This window comes from Streptomyces sp. NBC_00576 (assembly GCF_036345175.1).
In the GTDB taxonomy this organism is placed as follows: Bacteria; Actinomycetota; Actinomycetes; order Streptomycetales; family Streptomycetaceae; genus Streptomyces.
Map to the genome: position 1 here is coordinate 1,064,530 of NZ_CP107780.1, position 23,418 is coordinate 1,087,947.

The 23,418-nt window shown below is 70.5% G+C and carries 18 protein-coding genes and 1 pseudogene; 15 read left to right on the forward strand and 4 right to left on the reverse strand.

Features of this window, described 5'->3' with window-relative positions; all coding sequences use genetic code 11:
• Window positions 1–61 precede the first annotated feature (61 nt).
• Window positions 62–1,036, forward strand: a complete 975-nt coding sequence (locus OG734_RS04585; protein WP_330286166.1) for an alpha/beta hydrolase — start codon at window positions 62–64, stop codon at window positions 1,034–1,036.
• Between the two features lie 247 nt (window positions 1,037–1,283).
• Window positions 1,284–2,369 carry a helix-turn-helix domain-containing protein gene (locus OG734_RS04590; RefSeq protein ID WP_330286167.1) on the forward strand — a complete coding sequence of 362 codons (1,086 nt, stop codon included), beginning with the start codon at window positions 1,284–1,286 and terminating at the stop codon, window positions 2,367–2,369.
• 23 nt (window positions 2,370–2,392) lie between these two features.
• On the opposite strand, the gene OG734_RS04595 is transcribed toward OG734_RS04590, so the two are convergent.
• A complete protein-coding gene (locus OG734_RS04595; RefSeq protein WP_330286168.1) occupies window positions 2,393–3,781 on the reverse strand; it encodes a glycoside hydrolase family 43 protein in 1,389 nt (462 codons plus the stop codon).
• Between the two features lie 267 nt (window positions 3,782–4,048).
• On the opposite strand from OG734_RS04595, the gene OG734_RS04600 reads away from it, so the two are divergent.
• The 4 genes from OG734_RS04600 (at window position 4,049) to OG734_RS04615 (ending at window position 7,863) form a co-directional block, all read left to right on the forward strand.
• A complete protein-coding gene (locus OG734_RS04600; RefSeq protein ID WP_330286169.1) occupies window positions 4,049–5,473 on the forward strand; it encodes an amidase in 1,425 nt (474 codons plus the stop codon).
• A gap of 27 nt (window positions 5,474–5,500) precedes the next feature.
• A complete protein-coding gene (locus OG734_RS04605; protein WP_330286170.1) occupies window positions 5,501–5,719 on the forward strand; it encodes a hypothetical protein in 219 nt (72 codons plus the stop codon).
• Window positions 5,720–5,875: 156 nt separating this feature from the next.
• The gene (locus tag OG734_RS04610) at window positions 5,876–7,363 is read left to right on the forward strand and encodes an SPFH domain-containing protein (protein WP_330286171.1); all 1,488 of its coding nucleotides are present in this window, start codon (window positions 5,876–5,878) and stop codon (window positions 7,361–7,363) included.
• A 53-nt stretch (window positions 7,364–7,416) separates the two neighbouring features.
• Window positions 7,417–7,863 (forward strand): type II toxin-antitoxin system PemK/MazF family toxin, encoded by a 447-nt coding sequence (locus tag OG734_RS04615; RefSeq protein WP_330286172.1) that lies wholly within the window; start codon window positions 7,417–7,419, stop codon window positions 7,861–7,863.
• A gap of 109 nt (window positions 7,864–7,972) precedes the next feature.
• Here OG734_RS04615 and OG734_RS04620 read toward each other — a convergent pair.
• A pseudogene (locus OG734_RS04620) lies at window positions 7,973–8,212 on the reverse strand (PaaX family transcriptional regulator C-terminal domain-containing protein); the annotation flags it as partial.
• Window positions 8,213–8,773: 561 nt separating this feature from the next.
• Window positions 8,774–9,583: a TIGR02452 family protein gene (locus OG734_RS04625; protein WP_330286173.1), complete on the reverse strand. Its 810-nt coding sequence runs from the start codon at window positions 9,581–9,583 to the stop codon at window positions 8,774–8,776.
• Window positions 9,584–9,861: 278 nt separating this feature from the next.
• On the opposite strand from OG734_RS04625, the gene egtA reads away from it, so the two are divergent.
• From egtA to OG734_RS04650, 5 genes are all read left to right on the forward strand, one after another.
• Entirely contained in the window at window positions 9,862–11,178 is a 1,317-nt protein-coding gene (egtA, locus tag OG734_RS04630; RefSeq protein WP_330286174.1) for an ergothioneine biosynthesis glutamate--cysteine ligase EgtA, read from the forward strand.
• Window positions 11,175–12,497 carry an ergothioneine biosynthesis protein EgtB gene (egtB, locus tag OG734_RS04635; RefSeq protein ID WP_330286175.1) on the forward strand — a complete coding sequence of 441 codons (1,323 nt, stop codon included), beginning with the start codon at window positions 11,175–11,177 and terminating at the stop codon, window positions 12,495–12,497. Before egtA ends, egtB begins: the two co-directional genes overlap by 4 nt.
• Window positions 12,497–13,288, forward strand: coding sequence for an ergothioneine biosynthesis protein EgtC (gene egtC, locus OG734_RS04640; RefSeq protein WP_330286176.1), 792 nt, complete (start codon window positions 12,497–12,499; stop codon window positions 13,286–13,288). The genes egtB and egtC overlap by 1 nt, the downstream gene beginning before the upstream one ends.
• Window positions 13,285–14,247, forward strand: a complete 963-nt coding sequence (gene egtD / locus OG734_RS04645; protein ID WP_330286177.1) for an L-histidine N(alpha)-methyltransferase — start codon at window positions 13,285–13,287, stop codon at window positions 14,245–14,247. Before egtC ends, egtD begins: the two co-directional genes overlap by 4 nt.
• A 106-nt stretch (window positions 14,248–14,353) precedes the next feature.
• Window positions 14,354–14,569 carry a dodecin gene (locus tag OG734_RS04650; RefSeq protein WP_053744108.1) on the forward strand — a complete coding sequence of 72 codons (216 nt, stop codon included), beginning with the start codon at window positions 14,354–14,356 and terminating at the stop codon, window positions 14,567–14,569.
• A gap of 23 nt (window positions 14,570–14,592) precedes the next feature.
• Here the strand turns inward: OG734_RS04650 and OG734_RS04655 are convergent, their stop codons facing one another.
• A complete protein-coding gene (locus OG734_RS04655; protein WP_443065063.1) occupies window positions 14,593–15,078 on the reverse strand; it encodes a phosphatase domain-containing protein in 486 nt (161 codons plus the stop codon).
• A gap of 111 nt (window positions 15,079–15,189) precedes the next feature.
• Between OG734_RS04655 and OG734_RS04660 the strand changes: the two genes are divergently transcribed.
• From OG734_RS04660 to OG734_RS04675, 4 genes are all read left to right on the forward strand, one after another.
• The gene (locus tag OG734_RS04660) at window positions 15,190–16,404 is read left to right on the forward strand and encodes a right-handed parallel beta-helix repeat-containing protein (protein WP_330286179.1); all 1,215 of its coding nucleotides are present in this window, start codon (window positions 15,190–15,192) and stop codon (window positions 16,402–16,404) included.
• Between the two features lie 232 nt (window positions 16,405–16,636).
• Entirely contained in the window at window positions 16,637–18,049 is a 1,413-nt protein-coding gene (locus OG734_RS04665; RefSeq protein ID WP_330293562.1) for a family 43 glycosylhydrolase, read from the forward strand.
• Between the two features lie 68 nt (window positions 18,050–18,117).
• Window positions 18,118–20,922 carry a beta-L-arabinofuranosidase domain-containing protein gene (locus OG734_RS04670; protein ID WP_330286180.1) on the forward strand — a complete coding sequence of 935 codons (2,805 nt, stop codon included), beginning with the start codon at window positions 18,118–18,120 and terminating at the stop codon, window positions 20,920–20,922.
• Between the two features lie 201 nt (window positions 20,923–21,123).
• Window positions 21,124–23,337: an MMPL family transporter gene (locus OG734_RS04675; RefSeq protein ID WP_330286181.1), complete on the forward strand. Its 2,214-nt coding sequence runs from the start codon at window positions 21,124–21,126 to the stop codon at window positions 23,335–23,337.
• Window positions 23,338–23,418 lie beyond the last annotated feature (81 nt).

Genomic DNA, 23,418 nt, shown 5'->3' on the forward strand with positions numbered 1-23,418 from the left:
ACCCGGGCGGACGCGCGGATCATCGCCGTACGATCCACCGCACGCCGCAAGGAGCACAAGCATGACGCTTACGCCGCCCCCGTTCGACCCGGAGCTCGCCGCTGTCCTTGAGATGATCAAGGAAACCCTGCCGCCCAAGCTGACCATGGACGAGATCGAGGCCACCCGCAATGGTCCCGGTATCGAGATGCTGGCGGACATGGACCTGACCTTGGGCGGGGCTTTCGAGGTCGAGGACCGGATCGTGCCGGGCCCCGAGAACGCGCCCGACATCTCGCTGCTGATCTGTCGGCCGGTCGCTCCCGCGACGGACGGTCCGCTGCCCGTGATCTACCACGTCCACGGCGGCGGCATGGTGCTCGGCAACAACCGCGTCGGGGTGGACGCCCCGCTGCGCTGGGCCAAGGAGCTGGGCGCGGTCGTGGTGTCCGTGGAGTACCGCCTGGCACCGGAGAACCCGTACCCCGCGCCGATCGACGACGTCTACGCCGGGCTGCTGTGGACCGCCGACCACGCCGCGGAGATCGGCGCCGACGCCGAGCGGATCGTCATCGCGGGGGCCAGCGCGGGCGGTGGTCTGGCGGCCGCGCTGGCACTGCTCCTCAGGGACCGCAAGGGTCCGCAGCCTGTCGGCCAGCTGCTGATGTGCCCGATGCTCGACGACCGCAACGACACCCCCTCCGTGCATCAGATGGAGGGCCTCGGCGTGTGGGACCGCACGGCAAACGACACCGGGTGGACCGCGCTGCTGGGTGAGCAGCGCGGCGGCCCGGACGTCTCCCCGTACGCCGCCCCGGCCCGCGCGGACGACCTGACCGGGCTTCCCCCGGCCTTCCTCGACGTCGGCTCCGCCGAGACGTTCCGCGACGAGGTCGTCGCCTACGCCACCCGCCTGTGGCACGCCGGCGGGGTCGCCGAGCTGCACGTTTGGCCGGGCGGCTTCCACGGCTTCGACGGCTTCGCCCCCCAGGCGGTCCTCTCCCAGGCCTGCCAGACAGCCCAGCTGAGCTGGCTGCGCAGGCTGCTCGCGGAGTAACGGCGCGACCAGGCCCCACCGGCCCGCGGCCAAAGACCCCCGCCTGTCCCGCGGAGCACTCAGGAGGCGGCATGCGACCAAGGCGACCGGGCGGCTCTGCGGGGCGCAGCCCCAACGGGCGCGAGGAACGGCTCGACCAGCACCCACCGGCCCGCGGCCGAGGAACCCACCGGACCCGCAGCCGAAGAACCGCACAACCCGCGGAGCGCAGTGCGCGAAATCCGGCTCCATGGCGCACCATGGGGCCATGAAAGAGCTGGCGGGGCGGCTGACCGCGCTGGATCCGGATGCCGGCGCCGCAGTACGGGTCATCGCCTACTTCGATCGGCTGGCCGAGCACCGGGCCGGTCTTGAGGCGCTGGTGCGTGGGGTCGCCGTGCTGGCCGGGTGCCCGGCGCGGCTCACCGACGCCGGGCGGCGCGTGCATCTGCGGGTCGAGACCGACGGACGCCGCCGGGACGCGGACCAGCCGCCTGACCCCGCCTGGCCGTCCGCCGCGCTGTCACCGGACGGTGCCCCGGCGCTGTGGCTGGAGCGAGCGGAGGCGCCCAGCGTCGTCGACGCGGTGATCCTGGAACGGGCGGCGGCTGCCATCCGGGGCGTCCTCGACCGCACCCGTGGCCGCGCACCGACGGCCCCCGACGACGACCCGGCGCTCGTCGAGACCCTTCTCGACGCCACCGCACCCGAGCAGGTACGACTGCACGCGGCCCGGCGTCTGGGCCTGGACCCGGCCGCCCCGGCCCACGCGATCGCTCCGCTCGACGGCCCGCCCCGCATCCTGGCCGCCGCCGCCCTGCGCGAGCCGGTCCCCGTCGGAGGTCGACTGTCAGCCCCGGAAGAGCCGGCCCGTGCCAAGCCGGCCGCCGCCGATGCCGGATCCGCCACCACCGCCCTCCCGTCCGGCCGGGTCGGTGTCGGCCCCGCCGTGCCCGTGCTCGAACTGCCGGGCTCCTGGGCCGCCGCCCGCACCGCGCTCCGATTCACCGCCGACGGCACCCCGCACGCCCCCGGACCGCGGGTCGTGTACGCCGATGAGCTCGGCGGTATCGGGCTGCTCGCCGAGCTCGTCGTGCCGGGGGCCGATCCGCCGCCCGATGTGCAGGCGCTGGAGGCGGCGGTCGCGGACGCGCCCTGGATGCTGACGACGCTGCACGCCGTCGCCTGTACGGCGAGCCTGCGGTCGGCCGCCGTCGAGATCAACGTCCACCACTCCACGCTCCAGGACCGGTTGGGCCACGCCGAGGCGCTGCTCGGGTGGCCCGTCCGCACCCCGCAGGGCCGGCTAAGGCTGCAACTTGCCCTGACCGTGCGCCATTTGGGGCGTGCGTAGCGGGACCATGGCGGGAGGAGGGACTACGCCCAGGCCGTCACCGGGACGAAGGAACTGTCCTGGCGGAAGGTGTCCGTGCCGTCCGTCACGTCCACGCGCAGCTGGTAGTTGTAGTGGCGCAGGAAGTAGCCCGGGTAGTTGTACGACTCGAAGCGCACCGACCCCGACGTCGTGCCCGTCCGGGCGATGAACGTGGCGTCCTTCGCGAAGGTCGACGTACCGTCGTTGGCGTCGAAGCGGGCACGGTAGTCCCAGTGGCGGAGGTAGTTGCCGGAGCTGTCGCGGAACGAATAGCCGCCCGCGTCGGCCAGTCCCGCGACGACCGTGAACGTGGATGCCTGCTTGAGCGCGGTGGTGCTGGAGCTGCTCACCACGGGGAGGTTGAGCAGCGAGGACTGCACCTGCCAGTACCGCGTCGAGTAGTTGACCGACTGGAAGGAGCGCGTGACGCCCTTCGACAGGCTCGGCCCGCCGCTGACCGTCTCCTTGACCACCGTGAAGTGACGGGCCGTTCCGGAGACCGAGGGCAGTGCCTTCGCAGCGGTCCAGGTGGCGAACGTGTCGTAGCTGTCGCTGTAGTAGTACTTCCCGTCGCCGTAGCCGTCGAAGAAGATCCGCCAGCCGCCGTTGTCGAGCTGGATCACGGACGGGCCTTCGCGGTAGCTGCCCCAGCCGGCCCAGTCGCCGGTCTTCTTGATGGTGTAGGGGCCGGCGAGGCTGGTGGCGGTGGCGTACTCGATGTACTTAGTCGTCTCGTTCTTCGGGAAGGCGTGGTAGGTCGAACCGATCTTCACGATGCATGTGTCGATGTGGTTCGACCCGATGCCCGACAGCGCCACCGGTGAACTCCACGCCGTGAGCGCGGAGTTGGTCGCCTTCAGCAGATACGGGGTGAAGATCCACTCGTCACTGGTGACCGAGCAGGACACGATGATGTTCACGCTGCCGTCGCTGTCGACGAAGAACTCGGGCGCCCACGCGCGGGACAGGTTGGCGATCGGGACCGTGTAGTCGTACAGGAAGGTCCAGTTGACGCGGTCCGAGCTGCGGGCGAAGCCGATGGTGGTGCTGGTGTCCTGCCAGGTGTGCGTGGTGTAGGTGACGTAGTAGTAGCCGTTTGTGTGCTTGAAAACGCTCGCGTCGCGGATGCGGTTGCTGGGCGGGGTGTAGGCCGAGGACTTCACGAGCCGGAAGTCGGTGGCGTCGTCGGCCTGGTAGACGTTCACCGTGCCGTCGTTGCTGTTGAGGAACGGGACGATGGTGTAGCGCGTGGCGGAGCCGCTGGGCGGGGCCGCCGCGGCAGCGATGCCGAGCAGTCCGGGCAGTTCGCCCAGGACGAGCGCCGAGGCGGGCAGGACGGCCAGCGCGCGCAGCAGGCTGCGACGGGAGGGCGTGGGGCGGGGACTGGTCACGTGCGGCTCCTTGGTGATCCAACCGACGGCTCTCCGCGTTCGACATTGCGAACGCAGTTCGGTAAATCGGTCAGACCGTAAATCCGAGGCGTGCGCACGTCAATAGTTCGGACATGCGCCGGACCTGTGAACTTGCGCCCGGCCGCCACACATTCGACATCTCCCACAGTGCCGACCCGCCAGCCGTTACCGTGCGGTAGTGAAGCTGTGGAATCGCTATGGAAAACACGCCGGCGCTGCGCGACGGGGTGCGACGGAGGTGTCCGTATGACTGCCGAGCGTGCCGCCGGACTCATGGGGTGCGCCCGCGCGCTGGCCGAAGGCGAGGTGACCTCGCGGGCCCTCGTCGAGCAGTCTCTCGCTCGGATCGGGGCGACGCAGGGCACACTCAACGCCTTCCGGATCGTGCGGGCCGAGGCAGCGCTCGCCGAAGCCGACGCGGCCGACCGGGAACTGGCGGCGGGTGGCCGCCGGCCGCTGCTGGGCGTACCGGTGGCCGTGAAGGACGACACGGACGTGGCGGGCGAGCCGACCGCGTTCGGCTGCCGGGGCGAACACCCGCCCGTGGCCGAGGACGGCGAGGCGGTACGGCGACTGCGCGCGGCCGGCGCGGTCGTCGTCGGCAAGACCAACACCTGCGAGTTCGGCCAGTGGCCCTTCACCGAGGGGCCCGACTTCGGCGCGACCCGCAATCCCTGGCATCCCGACCACACCCCGGGCGGCTCGTCCGGCGGTTCGGCCGCCGCCGTCGCCGCGGGCCTGGTCCCCGCCGCCCTCGGCTCGGACGGCGCCGGCTCGGTGCGCATCCCGGCGTCCTGGACCCATCTGATCGGCATCAAGCCGCAGCGCGGGCGCATCTCGACCTGGCCGCGCCCGGAGTCCTTCCAGGGCATCACGGTCAACGGCACCCTGGCCCGCACGGTCGCGGACGCCGCCCTCCTCCTGGACGCGGCCAGCGGCAACCACGTACGGGACCCGCACCAACCGCCGACGATCAGCGCGTTGGAGGCCGCCGACCGCGACCCGGGGCGGCTGCGCATCGCCCTCTCACTCAAACCGCCGTTCACCGCACTGCCGGCGCGACTCCAGCCCGACGTACGGGCGCGGATCGTCCAACTCGCCGAGAAGCTGGCCTCGTTGGGCCACACGGTCGAGGAGGCCGACCCGGCGTACGGGCAGATCGGACTCACCTTCGTCCCGCGCGCCACCGCCGGCATCGCCGAGCGGGTCCGCGAGGCCCCGTACCCCGCGCTGCTCGACCGGCGCACCCTGGGCGCAGCCCGGCTGGGCCGACTGCTCGGCGGGCCCCCGCTGCGACTGGCCCGGCGTGCGGAGTCCGCCCTGCACCGGCGGATCGGCGCCCTCTTCTCCTCGTACGACGTGGTCCTCGCGCCGACCACGGCCGCTCCCCCGCCGCGCATCGGCGCCCTGCTGCAACTGAACGGACTGGCCACCGACCGCGCGATGATCGCCGCCTGCCCGTACGCCTGGCCGTGGAACGTGCTGGGCTGGCCCGGGGTGAACGTGCCTGCCGGGTTCGTGGGCGAAGGGCTGCCGGTGGGCGCCCAGTTGCTCGGCCCGGCGAACAGTGAGCCGCTGCTCGTCTCCCTGGCCGCGCAGTTGGAGGCCGACCTGCGCTGGCACGAGCGGTGGCCACCGGTTCAGCCGGTCGCCGACTCGACGGCGGCATAAGGGCGCCTGGGCCCGTACGCTGTGACCATGGACGACGCGGCGATGGTCGGCTTGATGGGGCGGGTGACGGGCACGATCGGGCCGGGGCTGGTCGGCGAGGTGATCGTCCGGGTGCGCGGCGGCGCCGAGCACTTCCTGGCGTATCCCGCCGTGTCCCAGGACCGTATCGAGCGCGGGACGGTGGTCATGGTCGTCGAGTACCTGCCGCCACGCACCGTGTACGTCACCGCCGCCTACGACAGCTGAGCCCGGCGGACGCACCGTCGTGGGGTCCGCACGTCTGCGGATGATCACGTGTGCGTCAAGCTTGCAACAAGGATTCCTCAGCCGCTGTACCCAGGCCTCGCACAGGAGCACCCTTGCGTCGTTCGGTGCCGAAAGGGCACCAGGCAAAGGGGGCGTATGCCGATGTTCGTCGGCGTCGTTGCGGGGGTCGCGGTAGTTGCCGTCCTCGCACTCATAGGTGTTTTCAAGATGATGTGGCGGGTCGCTGAACCCAACGAGGCACTCATCATCTCCGGCTCCAAGCACAGGACCGAAGGCCTTGAAGAAGGCATGGGGTTCCGTATCGTCACCGGGCGGGGCACGCTCGTGCTGCCCGGGATGCAGGCGGTGCGCAAGATCTCGCTCGATCTGAACGAGACCGAACTGCACGTGGACTGCGTGACCACCCAGGGCATTCCGCTCAAGGTGCGGGGCGTGGTCATCTTCAAGGTGGGCGACGACTTCGTGTCGATCGCCAACGCGGGCCGCCGTTTCCTCGACCAGCAGAAAATGATGGCGGAGCGGGTGCACAACGTGTTCGCCGGTCATCTGCGGTCCATCGTCGGCGGGTTGACCGTCGAGGAGATGATCCGCGACCGAGAGAAGCTCACCGGGCAGACCCGGGCCGCGTGCGGCACGGAGATGGAGAAGCTCGGACTGATCGTCGACTCGCTCCAGATCCACGAGATCGAGGACCCCACCGGGTACATCAAGAACCTCGCCATGCCGCACGCCGCCGCCGTCCAGCGGGACGCGCGGATCGCACAGGCCGAGGCGAATCGTCTCGCCACCGAGGCCGAGCAGAAGGCCGCGGCGCGGATGTCGGAGGCCACCCGGGACAGCGAGATCCTGCAGGCCGGCTACCAGGCGGAGCGCGACAAGGCGGCGGCGAAAGCCCGGCAGGCCGGACCGCTCGCCGACGCCGCCGCCCGGCAGGACGTCGTCGTCCAGGAGACGCGCATCGCCGAACTCGACGCCCTGCGCCGGGAGCAGCAGCTCCAGGCGGACGTCCGCAAGCCGGCCGACGCGCAGGCCTACGAGACACGGGCGCGGGCCGAGGCCGAGCGTGACGCGCGTATCTCGGCGGCGCAGGCCAAGGCCAAGGAGACCGAGCTCGCGGCCCTGGCCGAGGCCAACCGGGTCACGACGGCCGCGACCGCCGAGGCCGAGTCGATCAAGGCGCGAGGTACGGCTGCCGCCTTGGCGACCAGGGCCACGGGTGAGGCCGAGGCCGCCGCGTCGCAGGCCAAGGGCCTCGCCGCCGCCGAGGCGACGAAGGCGAAGGGGCTCGCGGAGGCGGAGGCCATCAAGGCGCGGGCCGCCGCGCTCGCCGAGAACCAGGAAGCGGTGGTCGCCCAGCAACTCGCCGAGAACTGGCCGGAGATCGTGCGGGCCGGTGCGTCCGCGTTCGGCAGCGTGGACAACATGGTGGTGCTCAACGGTGCGGACGGGATGGCCGAGATGCTCGCCAAGGCGCTCACGATGGGCGGTACGGGGCTGGGGCTGGCGCGGCAGTTGCTCGCGTCCATGAACCAGAACGGGCAGACACCGAACGGGACTTCGGCGCTGAACGGGCTGGCGGCGCCTGGGGTGCAGAAGGTGCCGGTGGAGAAGGACGAGGGGTGATGCGGGAGGGGTGATGCAGTGAGTGGCGGGGCTCAGGCTCTAACGTGAGCCCCGTGACTGTCTTTCCGGATGCCGAAGTCCCGGGCCGCTACGGCCCCTCCGCCACCACCGAGGCCGATCCTCGCGATGTTGGGCGGGTGCGTACGGAGTACTCGCCCGCCCACGACGGGGATCCCGATCCCGGGGAGATCGTGTGGACCTGGGTGCCGTTCGAGGAGAACGACGGGCGGGGGAAGGACCGGCCCGTGCTGGTTGTCGCCCGCGAGGCCGGGGGGACGTTTCTTGCCGTGCAGCTGTCCAGCAAGCGGCATGACGGGGACCGGGAGTGGGTTCCGATCGGGAGCGGGCCGTGGGACCGGACCGGTCGCGATTCGTGGGTGGATGTGGATCGGGTGCTACGGCTGTTCGAGGACGGGATGCGGCGGGAGGCCTGTGCGTTGGACCGGATGCGGTTCAACTCCGTTGTGCTGCGGTTGCGGGAGCGATACGGCTGGCGTTGAGTGAGCCGGTTGTGTTCACCGTGCGGGCCGACAGGCCCTGGCTGACACCCGGTACGGGAGCCAGGGCCGCCACGGACTTCTCTGTACGGATGGCGCCGCCGGGAATCGCCTACCGCAGTTGGGCGGTGTCCAGAAGTTCGCGGGCCATCAGGTGTGCGGGCGTCTCGGTTTGTGCGGCGACGCGCCGGAAGGTCTCCTGGGCGGGGCGGGCCGGCCAGGCGGGGGGCAGGTGCCCGGCGGGAAGCCTGGGGTCCGTACGGATGGTCCAGAGCCATTCGCTGACCAGCCGCAGCCGGGTCCCGATCGGATCGTCTCCGGATCCGGCGTCCAGCTGGGCGGTCCAGCGGCGCCGCCGCACAGCAGCAGGGCGACGGGGGTGCTGCTGGAGCAGGGGGAGGACACCGCGAACTTAGGCGCTTCCATGACTGCCGTCAAGAAAGTGCCAAACATTACATCCTGTGAATTTCCTGTCTCCGCCGACTGCCAGCAGCCGTCCGAGCCGTTGGGCGGGCGTTCTCACCGCGCGCCACCAGGTACCCACACACGGTCCCCACCCGGGCCCCCGCACAGCCCCGTCCACGGGCGTCGCCTCGAAGGCCCGAGGCGCCGACCCCCGAGCCAACTCCACGGCCGACAGCGGTTTTCCGTCACCGTCTGGGCCGCCTCGACGGCCAGGCCGCCGACCCCTTGCCGTCGGCGAAGCTGCGGGTGTGGAGGATCGGCGCACGGACGTCCAGCAGCAGCCGACGCGTGCGAACGTTCCCGGATCGGACACCTTGCAGTCGACGTTTCCGCACAGGTCATAAGTTTGCTCAGGTAAATCCGAGCGACCCGGGCGGCAACGTGGGCCCGTGGGTGTGCGCCGACATCCCACAACGACGGGGCCACTTCCGTCGAGTTGCCCGCACCCCTAAGAGGCGAACGTACGCTCGAAAGCCGCCCGTGTTGCCGTGTCCTTCGTGCGGTCCAGGATCGCGAAGACGACTCTCTCGAAGGTGCCCTCGAAACGGCCGCCCACCAGCAGGTCTCTGAATGTGACCGCCACCGTCACCGGGTCGTTCTGGAACACTCCGCAGCCCCACGCACCCAGTACCAGGCGGCGGTAGCCCTCTGTCGCGGCCGTTTCCAGGACCCGTTCCGCCCTGCTCGCCAAGGCGCTCGGCAGCTCGGAGGCCCGCTCGGGCGCCGTTCGTCGCACGACCCCCGCGTTCGGGGCCGCCGCGGTCAGGAAGCCCGCCGTGTACGGGTCGTCCAGGAGGCGGCCCCGGTCGTCCCGGAAGACCGGTACCCCGGGTGAGTGGATGACGCGGTCGGTGTAGAACGGGTCGCGGTGGGTGCGGTGGTGGTCGTAGAACTCGCGCACCTCTGTCAGGCAGGTGTACAGCGCGGAGGCTCGACAGAGGGCCTCCTCCTGGGCCTGGGCGCCGTTCAGGTAGCCGCCGCCCGGGTTGCGGGCCGAGGAGAAATTCAGGACCGCCACCGGGCCGGGGAGACGGCGGGCGGCCTCCAGGCTGCTCTCGCCGGTGACCTCGAAGGAAGTGTCCAGGGGCGAGGCTGCCGGGGGGACCTCCAGCAGGCCCGGGCCGTACATGCGGGTGCCGTCCCGGGCGGCCTTGATCGCCGCGGCGAGTCGTACCTCGCGTCCGTCGGACGCGCGATAGGAACCGGCCGCGACGATCTCCTCCGTACCACGCGCGAGGTCGCGCAGGCGGGCGCTCATGGCGCCACCCCCGTGTGCGCCATGACCGTGCCCTGCACTCGCTCCCCCGCCGTGCTCATACAGGCATCGTGGGTGATGCTGGACACGCGGTGCAACAGAGTTTCCGGGGTAGGCGAACGTCCCGGAAACGCCACGGAAACGGAGATCCATCGTCCTGAAAGCGCCCATGTGCACCCTTGTGCGATTTGACGCGAGAGGTTTGGCTGGGACGAGTGATGCCTGTCCGGCCCACCCGACGCCGGGCCGGCGGCATGCTGGAATCTCAGGAGGAAACCGACATGTCCGATTCGGTGAGTGACTGTACGGAACCACGCACCGCCCTGTCCGAGGCTGAGGTCGAAGCCCTGGTCCGGGGGATCTGCTTCAAGACCGGACCACCTCGCACGCTCGGTGTCGAGGTGGAATGGATCGTCCACGAGCTGCGGCAGCCGCAGCTCCCCGTGACACCCGAACGGCTCGAAGCGGCCTACGCCGCACTGCGGATCCTGCCTCTCAGGTCGGCGCTCACCGTCGAACCGGGCGGTCAGCTGGAGCTCAGCTCCGCTCCCGCCGGCTCCCTGATGGAGTGCATCGGATCCGTCTCCGCCGACCTCGACGCCGTCCGCGCGGTACTGCGCGAGGACGGTCTCGGTCTCGTCGGCATCGGCCAGGATCCCTGGCACCCGCCCCGCCGTTTCCTGCACGAGCCCCGTTACGACGCCCTGGAGCGGTGCCTCGACCTCACCGGTTCGGCCGGCCGCGCCATGATGTGCACCTCGGCCTCCGTGCAGGTGTGTCTCGACGCCGGTCACGAGGAGCCGGGCCCCCTCGGGCACGGACGGCGCTGGTGGCTCGCGAACCAGCTCGGCCCGGTCCTCGTGGCCGCCTTCGCCAACTCCCCGCTCGCCGTGTGCAGCCCCACCGGCTGGCGTTCCACCCGCCAGGTGCTGTGGATGGAGATCGGCGCCGGGAGAGCGGGGGCGCCGCCGCTGGACGCCGATCCGCGGCAGGCCTGGGCCAGGCATGTGCTCGATGCCCCGGTGATGTGCATACGCCGGGACAGCGGGCCGTGGGACGTCCCGGAGGACGGACTGACGTTCCGGGAGTGGATCCGGACCGGGGTGCCCCGGCCGCCCACGCAGGAGGATCTCGACTACCACCTGACGACCCTGTTCCCGCCGGTCCGGCCGCGCGGCCATCTCGAACTGCGCATGATCGACGCCCAGCCCGGCGACGACGGCTGGATCGTCCCGCTCGCCGTCACGGCCGCGCTCTTCGACGACCCCGAGGCCGCCGAACTGGCCTACCGGGCTGTCAAGCCGCTCGCCGAGCGAGCCCTGTCACTGCCCGCCCCGAACAATCCGCTGTGGGCCGACGCCGCCCGCTACGGCCTGGCCGACCCGGAGTTGCGCGAGGTTGCCCTCGCCTGCTTCTCGGCCGCTCTGGAGGCCCTGCCCCGGCTCGGCGCGAGCCAGGAGGTCGTCGACGCCGTCTCCGCGTACATCGACCGCTATGTCATCCAAGGCCGTTGCCCCGCCGACGACCTGCTCGACCGCCTGTACGGCACGGACCGGCGTGCGTACGAGGCCTCGTACGGGAAGGACCTCCGCACATGACCGACCCCGCCCTGGATCCGGAGACGCTCCGGGGGCGTGCTCTTGCCGCGCTCACCGTCGCGCGGGAGCGGACCGCGCTCCTCACCTCCGTCGAGGATCCCGAACTCACCGCGCAGCACTCGCCGTTGATGTCCCCGCTGGTCTGGGATCTCGCCCATATCGGCAACCAGGAGGAGATGTGGCTGTTGCGCGCGGTCGCCGGGCGGGAGGCGATGCGGCCCGAGATCGACGGCCTGTACGACGCCTTCGAGCACTCGCGCGCCGAACGGCCCTCACTGCCGCTGCTGCCGCCCGCCGAGGCCCGTAAGTACGCGGCGGAGGTGCGCGGCCGGGTCCTGGACGTGCTGGAGAGCGCCGGGTTCGAAGGTACGGGTGCTCGGCTGACCGAGGCCGGATTCGCCTTCGGGATGATCGCCCAGCACGAACAGCAGCACGACGAGACGATGCTGATCACCCATCAGCTGCGGAAGGGGCCGGCGGTTCTCCATGCTCCCGACCCGGAGCCCGCTCCCCCGTTCACCGGTCCGGCCGAAGTCCTCGTCCCCGGTGGCCCGTTCACGATGGGCACCTCCACCGAGCCGTGGTCCCTGGACAACGAACGGCCCGCGCACCGGCGCGAGGTGGCGTCCTTCTTCATCGATACGACGCCGGTGACGAACGCCGCCTACCAGGCGTTCATCGCCGACGGAGGCTACGACGACCCGCGCTGGTGGACGTCGGACGGCTGGTCGCATGTGCGCGGACACTCCCTGTACGCGCCGCTGTTCTGGTTCCGGGACGGCGGGCAGTGGCTGCGGCGGCGGTTCGGGGTCACCGAGGTGGTGCCGCCCGACGAGCCCGTCGTGCACGTGTGCTGGTACGAGGCGGACGCGTACGCCCGCTGGGCCGGGCGCCGGCTGCCCACCGAGGCGGAGTGGGAGAAGGCCGCCCGGCACGACCCGGCGACCGACCGCTCGACGCGCTACCCGTGGGGCGACGCGGACCCCGCCCCCGAGCACGCCAACCTCGGTCAGCGGCATCTGCGGCCGGCGCCCGCCGGGAGCTATCCGGCCGGGGAATCGCCGCTGGGGGTACGGCAGTTGATCGGTGATGTGTGGGAGTGGACGGCGAGCGACTTCCTGCCGTACCCGGGGTTCAGCATGTTCCCGTACAAGGAGTACTCGGAGGTGTTCTTCGGGCCCGAGTACAAGGTGCTGCGCGGTGGTTCGTTCGCCGTGGACGCGGTGGCCTGCCGGGGGACGTTCCGCAATTGGGACTATCCGATCCGGCGGCAGATCTTCTCCGGCTTCCGCACCGCCCGTACCCCGGAGGCCATCTGATGTGCCGTCAACTGGCCTTCCTTGGGCCCCCGGAGTCGATCGGCAGCGTGGTGGTGGAGCCGCCGCACGGGCTGTACCGGCAGTCGTGGGCGCCCCGGCACCAGCGGTACGGAACCGTCAACGCCGATGGTTTCGGCGTCGGTTGGTACGCGGAGGGCGATCCGGTGCCGGCCCGTTACCGGCGTGCCGGGCCCGTCTGGGCGGACCCGTCCTTCGCCGACCTCGCCCGGGTCGTGCGGACCACCGCGCTGCTCGCCGCCGTACGGGACGCGACGCTGGCCGGCGCCGACGGGGAGGCCGCCGCGGCGCCCTTCGCCGCGGGTGCCTGGCTGTTCGGGCACAACGGGGCGGTCATCGGCTGGCCGGGATCCGTCGCACCCCTCGTACAGGCCCTGCCCGGTGAGGAGTTGCTGTCGATGGAGGCGCGCTCCGACTCGGCCTTCCTGTGGGCGCTGGTGCTGCACCGGCTGCACGCCGGTGACGATGTCGGACGGGCGCTGGCCCGCACCGTCCTGGAGGTCGACGCGGCGGCTCCCGGCTCCCGCCTCAACCTGCTGCTCACGGACGGCACGACGATCGCGGCGACCGCCTGGGGGGACACCCTCTTCCACCTGACGGGGCCCGGCCCCCGCACGGTGGTGGCGTCAGAACCGTACGACGACGATCCCCGCTGGCAGGAGGTACCCGACCGCACCCTCGTCATCGCGAGCCGTACCGAGGTACGGCTCACCCCGCTCCAGGACGTGAGCGGCGACCTGGCATCCGTACCACCCGAGGAGCTTCGTACGTGAGTCCGTTCCTGGTCACCCGCACCCTGCCCGAGGACGCCACGGAGGCCGCCCTGCGCGCCGACGTTCTCCACGGGCTCACCCGCACGCCCAAGGCACTCCCGCCGAAGTGGTTCTACGACGCTCACGGCAGCGAACTCTTCGACCGGATCACCGAGTTGCCCGAGTACTACCCGACCCGGGCCGAGCGCGAGATCCTTCTCGCCCGGGCCGGGGAGATCGCCGCCGCGACCGGTGCGCGCACGCTGGTCGAGCTGGGTTCCGGCTCGTCGGAGAAGACGCGGCATCTGCTGGACGCGCTGCCGGAGCTGGAGACGTATGTCCCGGTCGACGTGAGTGAGAGCGCGCTGCGGCAGGCGGGCGAGGCGCTGATCGCCGAGCGGCCGGGGCTCGGCGTACACGCTCTGATCGCCGACTTCACCGGCGGTCTGGCGCTGCCGGGGACGCCCGGGCCCCGACTGATGGCGTTCCTCGGCGGCACGATCGGCAATCTGCTGCCCGCCGAACGGGCCGCGTTCCTGTCGTCGGTGCGTTCCCTGCTGTCGCCCGGGGACGCGCTGCTGCTCGGCACGGACCTGGTCAAGGCCGAGTCGGTGCTGGTCCCGGCGTACGACGACGCGGCGGGTGTGACGGCCGCGTTCAACAAGAACGTGCTGACCGTCGTCAACCGCGAACTCGGCGCCGACTTCGACCCCGACGCCTTCGAGCATGTGGCGCTGTGGGACTCGGCCAACGAGTGGATCGAGATGCGGCTGCGCTCGCTCGCCGAGCAGACCGTGAAGATCCCCGCGCTCGACCTCGCCGTGGACTTCGCGGTGGGCGAGGAGATGCGTACGGAGGTGTCGGCGAAGTTCCGGAAGGAGGGTGTGGGCGCCGAACTGGCCGCTGCCGGGCTGGAGCCGACCCGGTGGTGGACGGACGAGCTGGGCCGTTTCGCCCTGTCGCTGAGCGTCGCCCGTTAGCGACACCTCGCGAACCGTCGCCACATGGGGCACGGTGGAACGTGGAATGCCGCCAGGAGGATCCAGTACGACCAGCACATCCAGTACGGCGAAGAGGAGCACCCGCATGTCCAACCACACCTACCGGGTCACCGAGATCGTCGGCACCTCGCACGAAGGCGTCGACCAGGCCGTCCGCAACGGCATCAGCCGGGCCTCGCAGACCCTGCGCAATCTGGACTGGTTCGAGATCACGCAGGTCAGGGGCCAGATCGTGGACGGGCAGATCGAGCACTACCAGGTCGGCCTGAAGGTCGGTTTCCGGCTGGAGGACGGCGAGTGACAGCCGTGGTGTAGGCCACTGACTCAGGTCCGGCCCTCGGACTCCTGCGCCTCCTTCAGTGCGCCCGACTCGGCCGTCCAGCGGGCCCGTACGACGCTGAAGCCCGCGCGTTCCGCGTCCTGGCAGACGAGTTCGTCGTCGTCCACCAGGACGCGGATCTCGCGGTCGCGGGCCAGGCGGCGCAGGATCTCCAGTTTGGTGCTGCGGGCGGGCCTGCGGTCGTCGTCGCGCCGCATCCAGATGCGGCCCTCGGGCAGTTTGTGCGCGGCGAGCCAGGCGACCGTGTCCCGGCGGCAGCGTTCGGGCCGTCCGGTCAGATAGACGACCTCGCACTCGCGCGCGCTCTCCAAGGCCAGCGCGACGCCCTCGGTGAGCGGCGGGTCGTGCGGCGCGGCGGCGAAGAACGCCGCCCAGTCGCGCGGCTTGCGTTCCAGGAACCGCTGCCGGTGCGCGGTGTCGGCGAGCGTGTTGTCGAGGTCGAACACGGCGAGCGGCCGGCTGCTCTTCAAACTGCTGTTCTGCGTCACGGTCCCTGACCCTAGTCAGCCGGACCCGGCAACCTCCACGGCGTCGGCGGCCACTCCTTGGCGACACAGCCGAGGCAGAGGCAGGAGCCGTACATGCGCAACGCAGCGATCCGGACGGGCACGGCGGTACTGGGAACCGCGTTAATGACAGTGGGGATGCTCGTGGGCGCCGCCGAGGGGGCGAGTGCCGCGACGACGCTCGTCGTGGCGACCAACGGCGACGACTCGGCGCCGGGCACGCTCGCGCGCCCCCTGAAGACCATCCAGAAGGCCGTCGACCTGGCCCGGCCGGGCGACACGATCACCGTACGCGGGGGCACCTACGCCCTCACGGACAACATCACCATCGCCACCTCCGGCACCGCGTCCCAGCCCATCTCCCTGGGCACCTACTCGGGCGAGCGGGTCGTCGTCGACGGGGAGCGACTGCCCGCCAGTCACACACCCGTCGGGGGCAGCATTCCGCGCGGCGAGCGGGGTGCGATCCACCAGGAGGCCTCGTACTGGCGGATCTCGGGGCTGGAGATCGTGAACGGGCCGTACGGCGTCTACTGCGACGGCTGCAACAACAACGTCTTCGCCCTCCTCGTCACCCACGACAACTACGAGTCCGGTTTCCAGCTCCAGGGCGCCTCCGCCAACAACCAGATCCTGGACCTGGACAGTTACGGCAACCGTGACCCGCGCAAGAACGGCGAGAGCGCGGACGGCCTTGCCATCAAGGAAGGCAGCGGGACCGGCAACGTCGTGCGGGGCGCGCGGCTGTGGAACAACGTGGACGACGGCTTCGACGCCTGGAAGTTCACCTCGCCGATCACGATCGAGAACACCATCACGTACGGCAACGGCTTCAACCGCTGGAACTTCCCCGACTTCGCGGGCGACGGCAACGGCTTCAAGCTCGGCGGCGGCACCCCGGCGCCCGCCGTGGCGCACGTCCTGCGCAACACGGCCGCGTTCAAGAACGCGGCGCACGGCATCACCGACAACGGCAATCCGGGCGCCATCGGCATCAACCGCAGTACCGCGTACGGGAATGCGGGTACCGGCTTCGACATGGACGTCTCCGGGGGACGCGCCACCCTCACCGCCAATCTGTCGGTCGCCGACGGACGTGCCGTCGCCCTCGGCTCCGCCACCGTCTCGACCGGCAACTCCTGGAATCTGGGCGGCACTTGGAATGCCGCTTCGGTGCTGAGCACCGACCCGGCGGCGATCACAGGTGCGCGTCGCGCGGACGGTTCACTGCCCGCGGCCACCAGCTTCCTGGTGCCGCGTGCGGGAACGAACATCGGCGCCCGCTTCTAGGCGGTCTTCGAAGGCATATCGGGCGGCGGGAGCGGTCAACCGGAATTCAATCTGTCGGAAACATTGACTCCCTCCCGCCTCCTACCTATCTTTCGGTCGAACCTCTGAACATCGTTCCATATACCGAACAACATCGGCCCGGGAAAGAACAGGCCGCTGAAGGAGACTCGCCGTGGACCGCACCCGCAGCAGCTCGACCAGCCGACGCACGCTCCTCAAGGCCTGCACGGCCCTGGTCGTCGCCGTGACCGTGCCCGCCGTCGTCGGCACCCCGGCGTTCGCCGCCGTCCCGGCCTCCCCGGCCGTCACCTTCACCAACCCGATCGCCGAGCAGCGCGCCGACCCGCACATCTACAAGCACACCGACGGCTACTACTACTTCACCGCCACGGTCCCCGCGTACGACCGGATCGTGCTGCGCCGCGCCACCACGCTCCAGGGCCTCGCGACCGCCGCCGAGACGACCATCTGGACCAAGCACGCCAGCGGTGACATGGGCGCCCACATCTGGGCTCCGGAGATCCACTTCATCGACGGCAAGTGGTACGTGTACTTCGCGGCCGGCGCCTCGAACGACATCTGGAAGATCCGCCCGTGGGTCCTGGAGTCCTCGTCCGCCAACCCGATCACCGGGACCTGGACCGAGAAGGGCCGTATCGCGCTGCCCCTGGACACCTTCTCGCTCGACGCGACGACCTTCGTGGTGAACGGCACCCGCTATCTGAGCTGGGCGCAGAACGACCCGGCCGTCGGCGACGGCACCAACATCTACCTCGCGAAGATGTCCAACCCCTGGACCATCAGCGGCACTCCGGCGATGATCTCCCGGCCCACGCTGTCCTGGGAGATCATCGGGCACACGGTGAACGAGGGGCCCTCCGTCATCCAGCGGAACGGGAAGGTCTTCATGGCCTTCTCGGCGAGCGCCACGGACGCCAACTACTGCCTCGGTCTGCTGACCGCGTCCGCCTCCGCCGATCTGCTGAACCCGGCCTCCTGGACGAAGAGTTCGCAGCCGGTGTTCACGAGCAACGCCTCGACCGGGCAGTACGGGCCGGGCCACAACACGTTCACGGTCTCCGAGGACGGCAAGTCCGACGTCCTCGTCTACCACGACCGCAACTACCGGGACATCAGCGGCGATCCGCTCAACGACCCCAACCGGCGCACCCGTTACCAGAAGCTGTACTGGAACGCCGACGGCACCCCGAACTTCGGCATCCCGGTCTCCGACGGGCTCACCCCGGTCCGCTTCTCGTCGTTCAACTACCCGGACCGGTACATCCGGCACTGGGAGTACCGAGCGAAGCTGGAGGCGAACGTCACCAACCTCGCCGACTCGCAGTTCCGGATCGTCACCGGGCTGACCGGCTCCGGAACCGTCTCGCTGGAGTCGGCGAACTTCCCCGGCTACTACCTCCGGCACAAGAACTACGAACTGTGGGTGGAGAAGAACAGCGGCACGGCCACCTTCCTGGCCGACGCCTCCTTCACCCGGCGGGCGGGCCTCGCCGACTCGGCCGGGGTGTCCTTCGAGTCGTACAACTTCCCGGGCCGTTACATCCGGCACTACAACGGTCTGATCCAACTCCAGCCGATCAGCACCTCCCTGGACCAGCAGGACGCGACGTACTACGCCGAGTAGCCCGCCCGGCAGAGGACTTCAGAGCGTCAGAACTCCGACATGTCAGTCACCTCAGAGACGAGGCGCATGTGACCCCCCACCTCTCCAGGCGGTTTCTGCTCCAGAGCGCGATCCTCGCGGCGGCGGCACCCGCGTTCGCCTACGCCGCCTCCGGCCGGGCCGTCGCCGCTGCCCTGCCCGCGCCGTCCGCCTGGACGCTGCGCCCCTTCGAGCTGAAGGACGTCTCGCTCGGCCAGGGCGTCTTCGCGAGCAAGCGCCAGCTGATGCTGGACCACGGGCGCGGCTACGACGTGAACCGGCTGCTCCAGGTGTTCCGTGCCAACGCGGGCCTGTCCACCGGCGGCGCGGTCGCCCCGGGCGGCTGGGAGGGCCTGGACGGCGAGGCCAACGGCAACCTGCGCGGCCACTACACCGGCCACTTCCTGACCATGCTGTCGCAGGCGTACGCGAGCACCGGTGACCAGGTGTACGCGGACAAGATCCGCACCATGCTCGGCGCTCTGACCGATGTGCGCGCGGCACTGCGCACCGACCCGCGCATGCTCACCGTCACCGGGAGGTGGGGCGGCGCGCACGAGAACGTCCGGGGCTCCTACCAGTACGTGGACCTCCCGGCAGCCGTACTGGGCGGGGCCGCGGCGATCACCCTGTCGACCTGGGTGAAGCCCACCCACGACGCCAACTGGCAACGCGTCTTCGACTTCGGCAACGACACCACCAAGTACATGTACCTGGTCACCCGCAACGCGGGCGGAGTGCCGCGCTTCGCCATCACCACCAACGGTCCCGGTGGCGAACAGGGCCTCAACGGCACCGCCGCGCTGCCGCTGAACCAGTGGAGCCATCTCGCGGTGACCATCTCCGGCACCACGGCCACCCTCTACGTCAACGGCACCGCCGTCGCCCAGAACACCTCGATGACGCTCAACCCGTCCGTCCTGGGCACCCTGACGAACAACTGGCTCGGCCGCTCGAACTTCTCCGGCGACCCCGTCTACGCGGGCGCCTTCGACGAGTTCAACGTCTACTCGCGCGCCCTGACCGCGGCCGAGATCACCTCGCTCCAGAGCAACGAGGCCAAGAAGTCCGCCGCGGGGCTCGGCAACCTCGCCTCGTACTACTTCTCCGCCACCTCCGGCGGGACGTTCGGTGACGCCTCCGGGCGCGGACTGACCGCCACCCTGCGCCGCACCTGGGGCGGCCCGAGCCACCAGGGCTTCCTCGCCGCCTATCCGGAGACGCAGTTCATCGCACTGGAGTCGATGACGAGCGGCGACTACACGAAGGTGTGGGCGCCCTACTACACCGCGCACAAGATCCTCAAGGGTCTGTTGGACGCCTACCTCGCGACGGACGACTCCCGGGCGCTGGACCTCGCGTCCGGCATGTGCGACTGGATGTACTCGCGGCTGTCCAAGCTGCCCGACGCCACCCTGCAGCGGATGTGGGGGATCTTCTCCAGCGGTGAGTTCGGCGGCATCGTCGAGACCATCGTCGACCTGTACACGATCACCGGCAAGGCCGATCACCTCGCCCTGGCCAAGCTGTTCGACCTCGACACGCTCATCGACGCGTGCGCGGCCAACACCGACACACTCAACGGCCTGCACGCCAACCAGCACATCCCGATCTTCACCGGATACGTACGGCTGTACGACGCGACGGGCGAGACTCGCTATCTGACCGCCGCGAAGAACTTCTGGGGCATGGTCGTCCCGCAGCGCATGTACGGGATCGGCGGCACCAGCACGGGCGAGTTCTGGAAGGCGCGCGGGGTGATCGCGGGGACGGTCAGCGACACCAACGCCGAGACCTGCTGCGCGTACAACCTGCTCAAGCTGAGCCGGACGCTGTTCTTCCACGAGCAGGACCCGAAGTACATGGACTACTACGAGCGGGCGCTCTACAACCAGGTGCTCGGCTCCAAGCAGGACAAGGCCGACGCCGAGAAGCCGCTCGTCACGTACTTCATCGGGCTCACGCCCGGCCATGTGCGCGACTACACGCCCAAGCAGGGCACCACGTGCTGCGAGGGCACGGGCATGGAGAGCGCCACGAAGTACCAGGACTCGGTGTACTTCAAGTCGGCCGACGGCGCCTCCCTGTACGTCAATCTGTACAGCCCCTCCACCCTGGCCTGGGCCGAGAAGGGCGTCACTGTCACCCAGACCACCGAGTATCCGAAGGAGCAGGGCACCACGCTCACGATCGGGGGCGGCAGCGCCGCCTTCGCGCTGCGGCTGCGGGTGCCCGTCTGGGCAACGGCCGGGTTCCAGGTGACCGTCAACGGGCAGGCGGTGAGCGGGACCCCGGTCGCCGGGAGCTACTTCACGGTGTCGCGGACCTGGCAGAGCGGGGATGTCGTACGGATCAGCGTGCCGTTCCGGCTGCGCGTCGAGAAGGCCCTCGACGACACCTCGCTCCAGGCCCTGTTCTACGGGCCGGTGAACCTGGTGGCCCGGAGTGCGAGCACCGGCTATCTGTCGTTCGGGCTGTACCGCAACGCGGCGCTCTCCGGCGATCTGCTGCCCTCCCTCACCCCGGTGAGCGGCAAGCCGCTGCACTACACACTGAACGGCGCCGAGTTCGCCCCCTTCTCCGAGGGGACCGAGGACCCGACGCACGCCTATGTCCGGCGCGCCGAACCCACGGTCGTGTTCGGGACCGTCGACTCCGGGGTCGCCAACCCGGCGAAGACCGACGGCACCACACTGCTCGACGAGATCTGGGCGGGGGCGCCCTTCGCGAACAAGGCAGCACTGGTCACGCGGGTGCAATCGACAACGGCGACCTGGGTGTCGGCGGGGCTGCTCACGCAGGCGGCGGCCGACACGGTGGTGAGCACGGCGCAGGGGGCGTCGTACGTGTCCTGACCGTCGTACGTCTCCTGATCGCCGCGGGCGGTACCCCTACCCGAGGGGTATCGCCCGTCGTGCGCGCGAATGACGGGTGAGAGCCCCACTACTACGTTCTCAGTAGTCGCGATTGTCGGCAGGCGCACGACGACGGGAGGGGGTCGGACCCGGGAGCCTTGGCAGGTACCCGAGATCCGATGATGTGGAGACCTCCCCCTCGTGGCCACCTTCCTGTACAAGCTGGGCCGACTGGCCTTCCGGCGGCGCTGGTACGTCGCCCTGATGTGGCTGGCGGTGCTCGCCGCCGTCGGCGCCGGTGCCGCGACCGCGCCCGCCGCTCCCGACGCGGACAACGCGATGCCGGGAATCGAGTCCCAGAAGGCCTTCGACCTGATGGACCAGCGGTTCCCCGGCTCCAATGCGCACGGCGCGAACGCCCGGGTGGTGTTCGTGGCGCCGGGCGGCGAGAAGGTCACCGCCACCGAGAACAGGGCGGCGATCGAGAAGTTCGTGGGCGAGGTGGCCGACGGTTCACAGGTCGCGTCCGCCGCGGACCCCTTCCGGGCCAAGGCGGTCAGCGAGGACGCCTCGACGGCGTACGCCACCGTCAACTACAAGGCGAAGCCCGACGATCTCACCGACGCCACCAAGAACCGTCTCAAGGACGCCATCAAGGAGGCGCAGGGCTCGGGGCTGACCGTCGAGGTCGGCGGTACGGCGCTGGCGACGACGCCCTCTGCGGGCGGCGCGGCCGAGGCGATCGGTATCGCCATCGCGGCCCTCGTCCTGATCGTCACCTTCGGTTCGCTGGCCGCCGCCGGGCTGCCGCTGCTGACCGCGGTCATCGGGGTGGGCGTCAGCATGGCGTCGATCCTGGCGCTGAGCAGCGCGCTGGGTCTGTCCCCGACGACCGGGACGCTCGCCAGCATGCTGGGCCTGGCCTGCGGGATCGACTACGCGGTGTTCATCGTCTCCCGGTACCGCGAGGAGCGCGGCAAGGGGCACGGCCCGCAGGAGGCGGCGGCGCTCGCGACCGGTACCGCTGGCTCGGCGGTCGTCTTCGCCGGTCTCACCGTCGTCATCGCACTGGCCGGCCTCATGGTGGTCGGGGTGCCGATGCTGACGAAGATGGGGCTCTCGGCAGCCGGCGCGGTCGCCGTGGGCGTGCTCATCGCGCTGACGCTGGTCCCGGCCCTGGTGGGCTTCTGGCCGAACGCCCTGCTCGCGCGCTCCGCCCGGAAGACCGGGCAGGTCAAGGGAGCCGACGAGCACAACGGCGGCAGCCGCTGGGCCCGGTTCGTGCTGCGCCGTCCGATCCCGGTGCTGATCGCCTCGGTGGCCGGTCTGGGCGCCCTCGCGATACCCGTGATGGACCTCCAGCTGGGCACGTCCGGCGACGAGGCCAAGCCGACCTCCACCACCGAGCGCCGCGCCTACGACGACCTGGCCACCGCCTTCGGCCCCGGCTTCAACGGCCCCCTGACGATCGTCGTGGACGCCAAGGGGGCTGCCGACGCCAAGGGCGCGGTGGTGACGATCTCCGAGAAGATCGCCGCCACGAAGGGGGTCGTGTCCGTCTCCCAGGCCCGCTTCAACCCCGCCGGCGACACGGCGATCTTCTCCGCCGTCCCGGCCGACGCGCCGACCAGCACGAAGACGCAGGACCTCGTGAAGACCATCCGGTCCGAGCGGGCGGCCACAGTGGCCGGCACTGACGCGGAGTTCAGCGTCACCGGCAGCACGGCGGCGAACATCGACGTCGCCCAGAAGATGCAGGACGCGCTGGTCCCGTACCTGATCGTGGTCGTGGGTCTGGCCATCGTGCTGCTTCTGCTGGTCTTCCGGTCGATCCTGGTGCCGATCAAGGCGGCCCTCGGCTTCCTCCTCTCCGTCCTGGCGGCGCTCGGTTCCGTCATCGCGGTGTTCCAGTGGGGCTGGGGCGCGGAACTCCTCGGCGTCGAGACGACCGGTCCGATCATGAGCATGATGCCGATCTTCCTGGTGGGCATCGTCTTCGGCCTCGCGATGGACTACGAGGTGTTCCTGGTCGCCCGGATGCGGGAGGCGTACGTCCACGGGGACCGGCCCGCGCAGGCCGTCGTCACCGGGTTCCGGTACAGCGCGCGGGTCGTGGTCGCCGCCGCGCTGATCATGATCGCCGTCTTCTCCGGGTTCATCGGGGCCGGCGAGTCCATGATCAAGATGATCGGCTTCGGGCTGGCCGTGGCCGTCCTGTTCGACGCCTTCGTCGTCCGGATGGCGCTCGTACCCGCCGTACTGGCCCTGCTCGGCGAGGCCGCCTGGTGGATGCCGGGCTGGCTGGACAAGGTGCTGCCGCGGGTCGACGTGGAGGGCGAGGCGCTCGCACACAGGGCGGCCACACCCGAGGACGGGGCGGATGGTACGGCAGACCGGGAGGCGGTCCGGGTCTGACATTCGACCGTACGCCCTGGGGGTCGCCCGTGCTGGACACACGGGCGGCCCTCGTCGGACGTCGTGACGCGCTGTCGTGGA

What these genes read in the sequence shown, in the direction of transcription:
- OG734_RS04585 (WP_330286166.1), top strand. Translation starts at nt 62, where the DNA reads ATGACGCTTACGCCGCCCCCGTTCGACCCGGAGCTCGCCGCTGTCCTT.
- OG734_RS04590 (WP_330286167.1), top strand. Translation starts at nt 1,284, where the DNA reads ATGAAAGAGCTGGCGGGGCGGCTGACCGCGCTGGATCCGGATGCCGGC.
- OG734_RS04600 (WP_330286169.1), top strand. Translation starts at nt 4,049, where the DNA reads ATGACTGCCGAGCGTGCCGCCGGACTCATGGGGTGCGCCCGCGCGCTG.
- OG734_RS04605 (WP_330286170.1), top strand. Translation starts at nt 5,501, where the DNA reads ATGGACGACGCGGCGATGGTCGGCTTGATGGGGCGGGTGACGGGCACG.
- OG734_RS04610 (WP_330286171.1), top strand. Translation starts at nt 5,876, where the DNA reads ATGCCGATGTTCGTCGGCGTCGTTGCGGGGGTCGCGGTAGTTGCCGTC.
- OG734_RS04625 (WP_330286173.1), bottom strand. Translation starts at nt 9,583, where the DNA reads ATGAGCGCCCGCCTGCGCGACCTCGCGCGTGGTACGGAGGAGATCGTC.
- egtA (WP_330286174.1), top strand. Translation starts at nt 9,862, where the DNA reads ATGTCCGATTCGGTGAGTGACTGTACGGAACCACGCACCGCCCTGTCC.
- egtB (WP_330286175.1), top strand. Translation starts at nt 11,175, where the DNA reads ATGACCGACCCCGCCCTGGATCCGGAGACGCTCCGGGGGCGTGCTCTT.
- egtC (WP_330286176.1), top strand. Translation starts at nt 12,497, where the DNA reads ATGTGCCGTCAACTGGCCTTCCTTGGGCCCCCGGAGTCGATCGGCAGC.
- OG734_RS04650 (WP_053744108.1), top strand. Translation starts at nt 14,354, where the DNA reads ATGTCCAACCACACCTACCGGGTCACCGAGATCGTCGGCACCTCGCAC.
- OG734_RS04660 (WP_330286179.1), top strand. Translation starts at nt 15,190, where the DNA reads ATGCGCAACGCAGCGATCCGGACGGGCACGGCGGTACTGGGAACCGCG.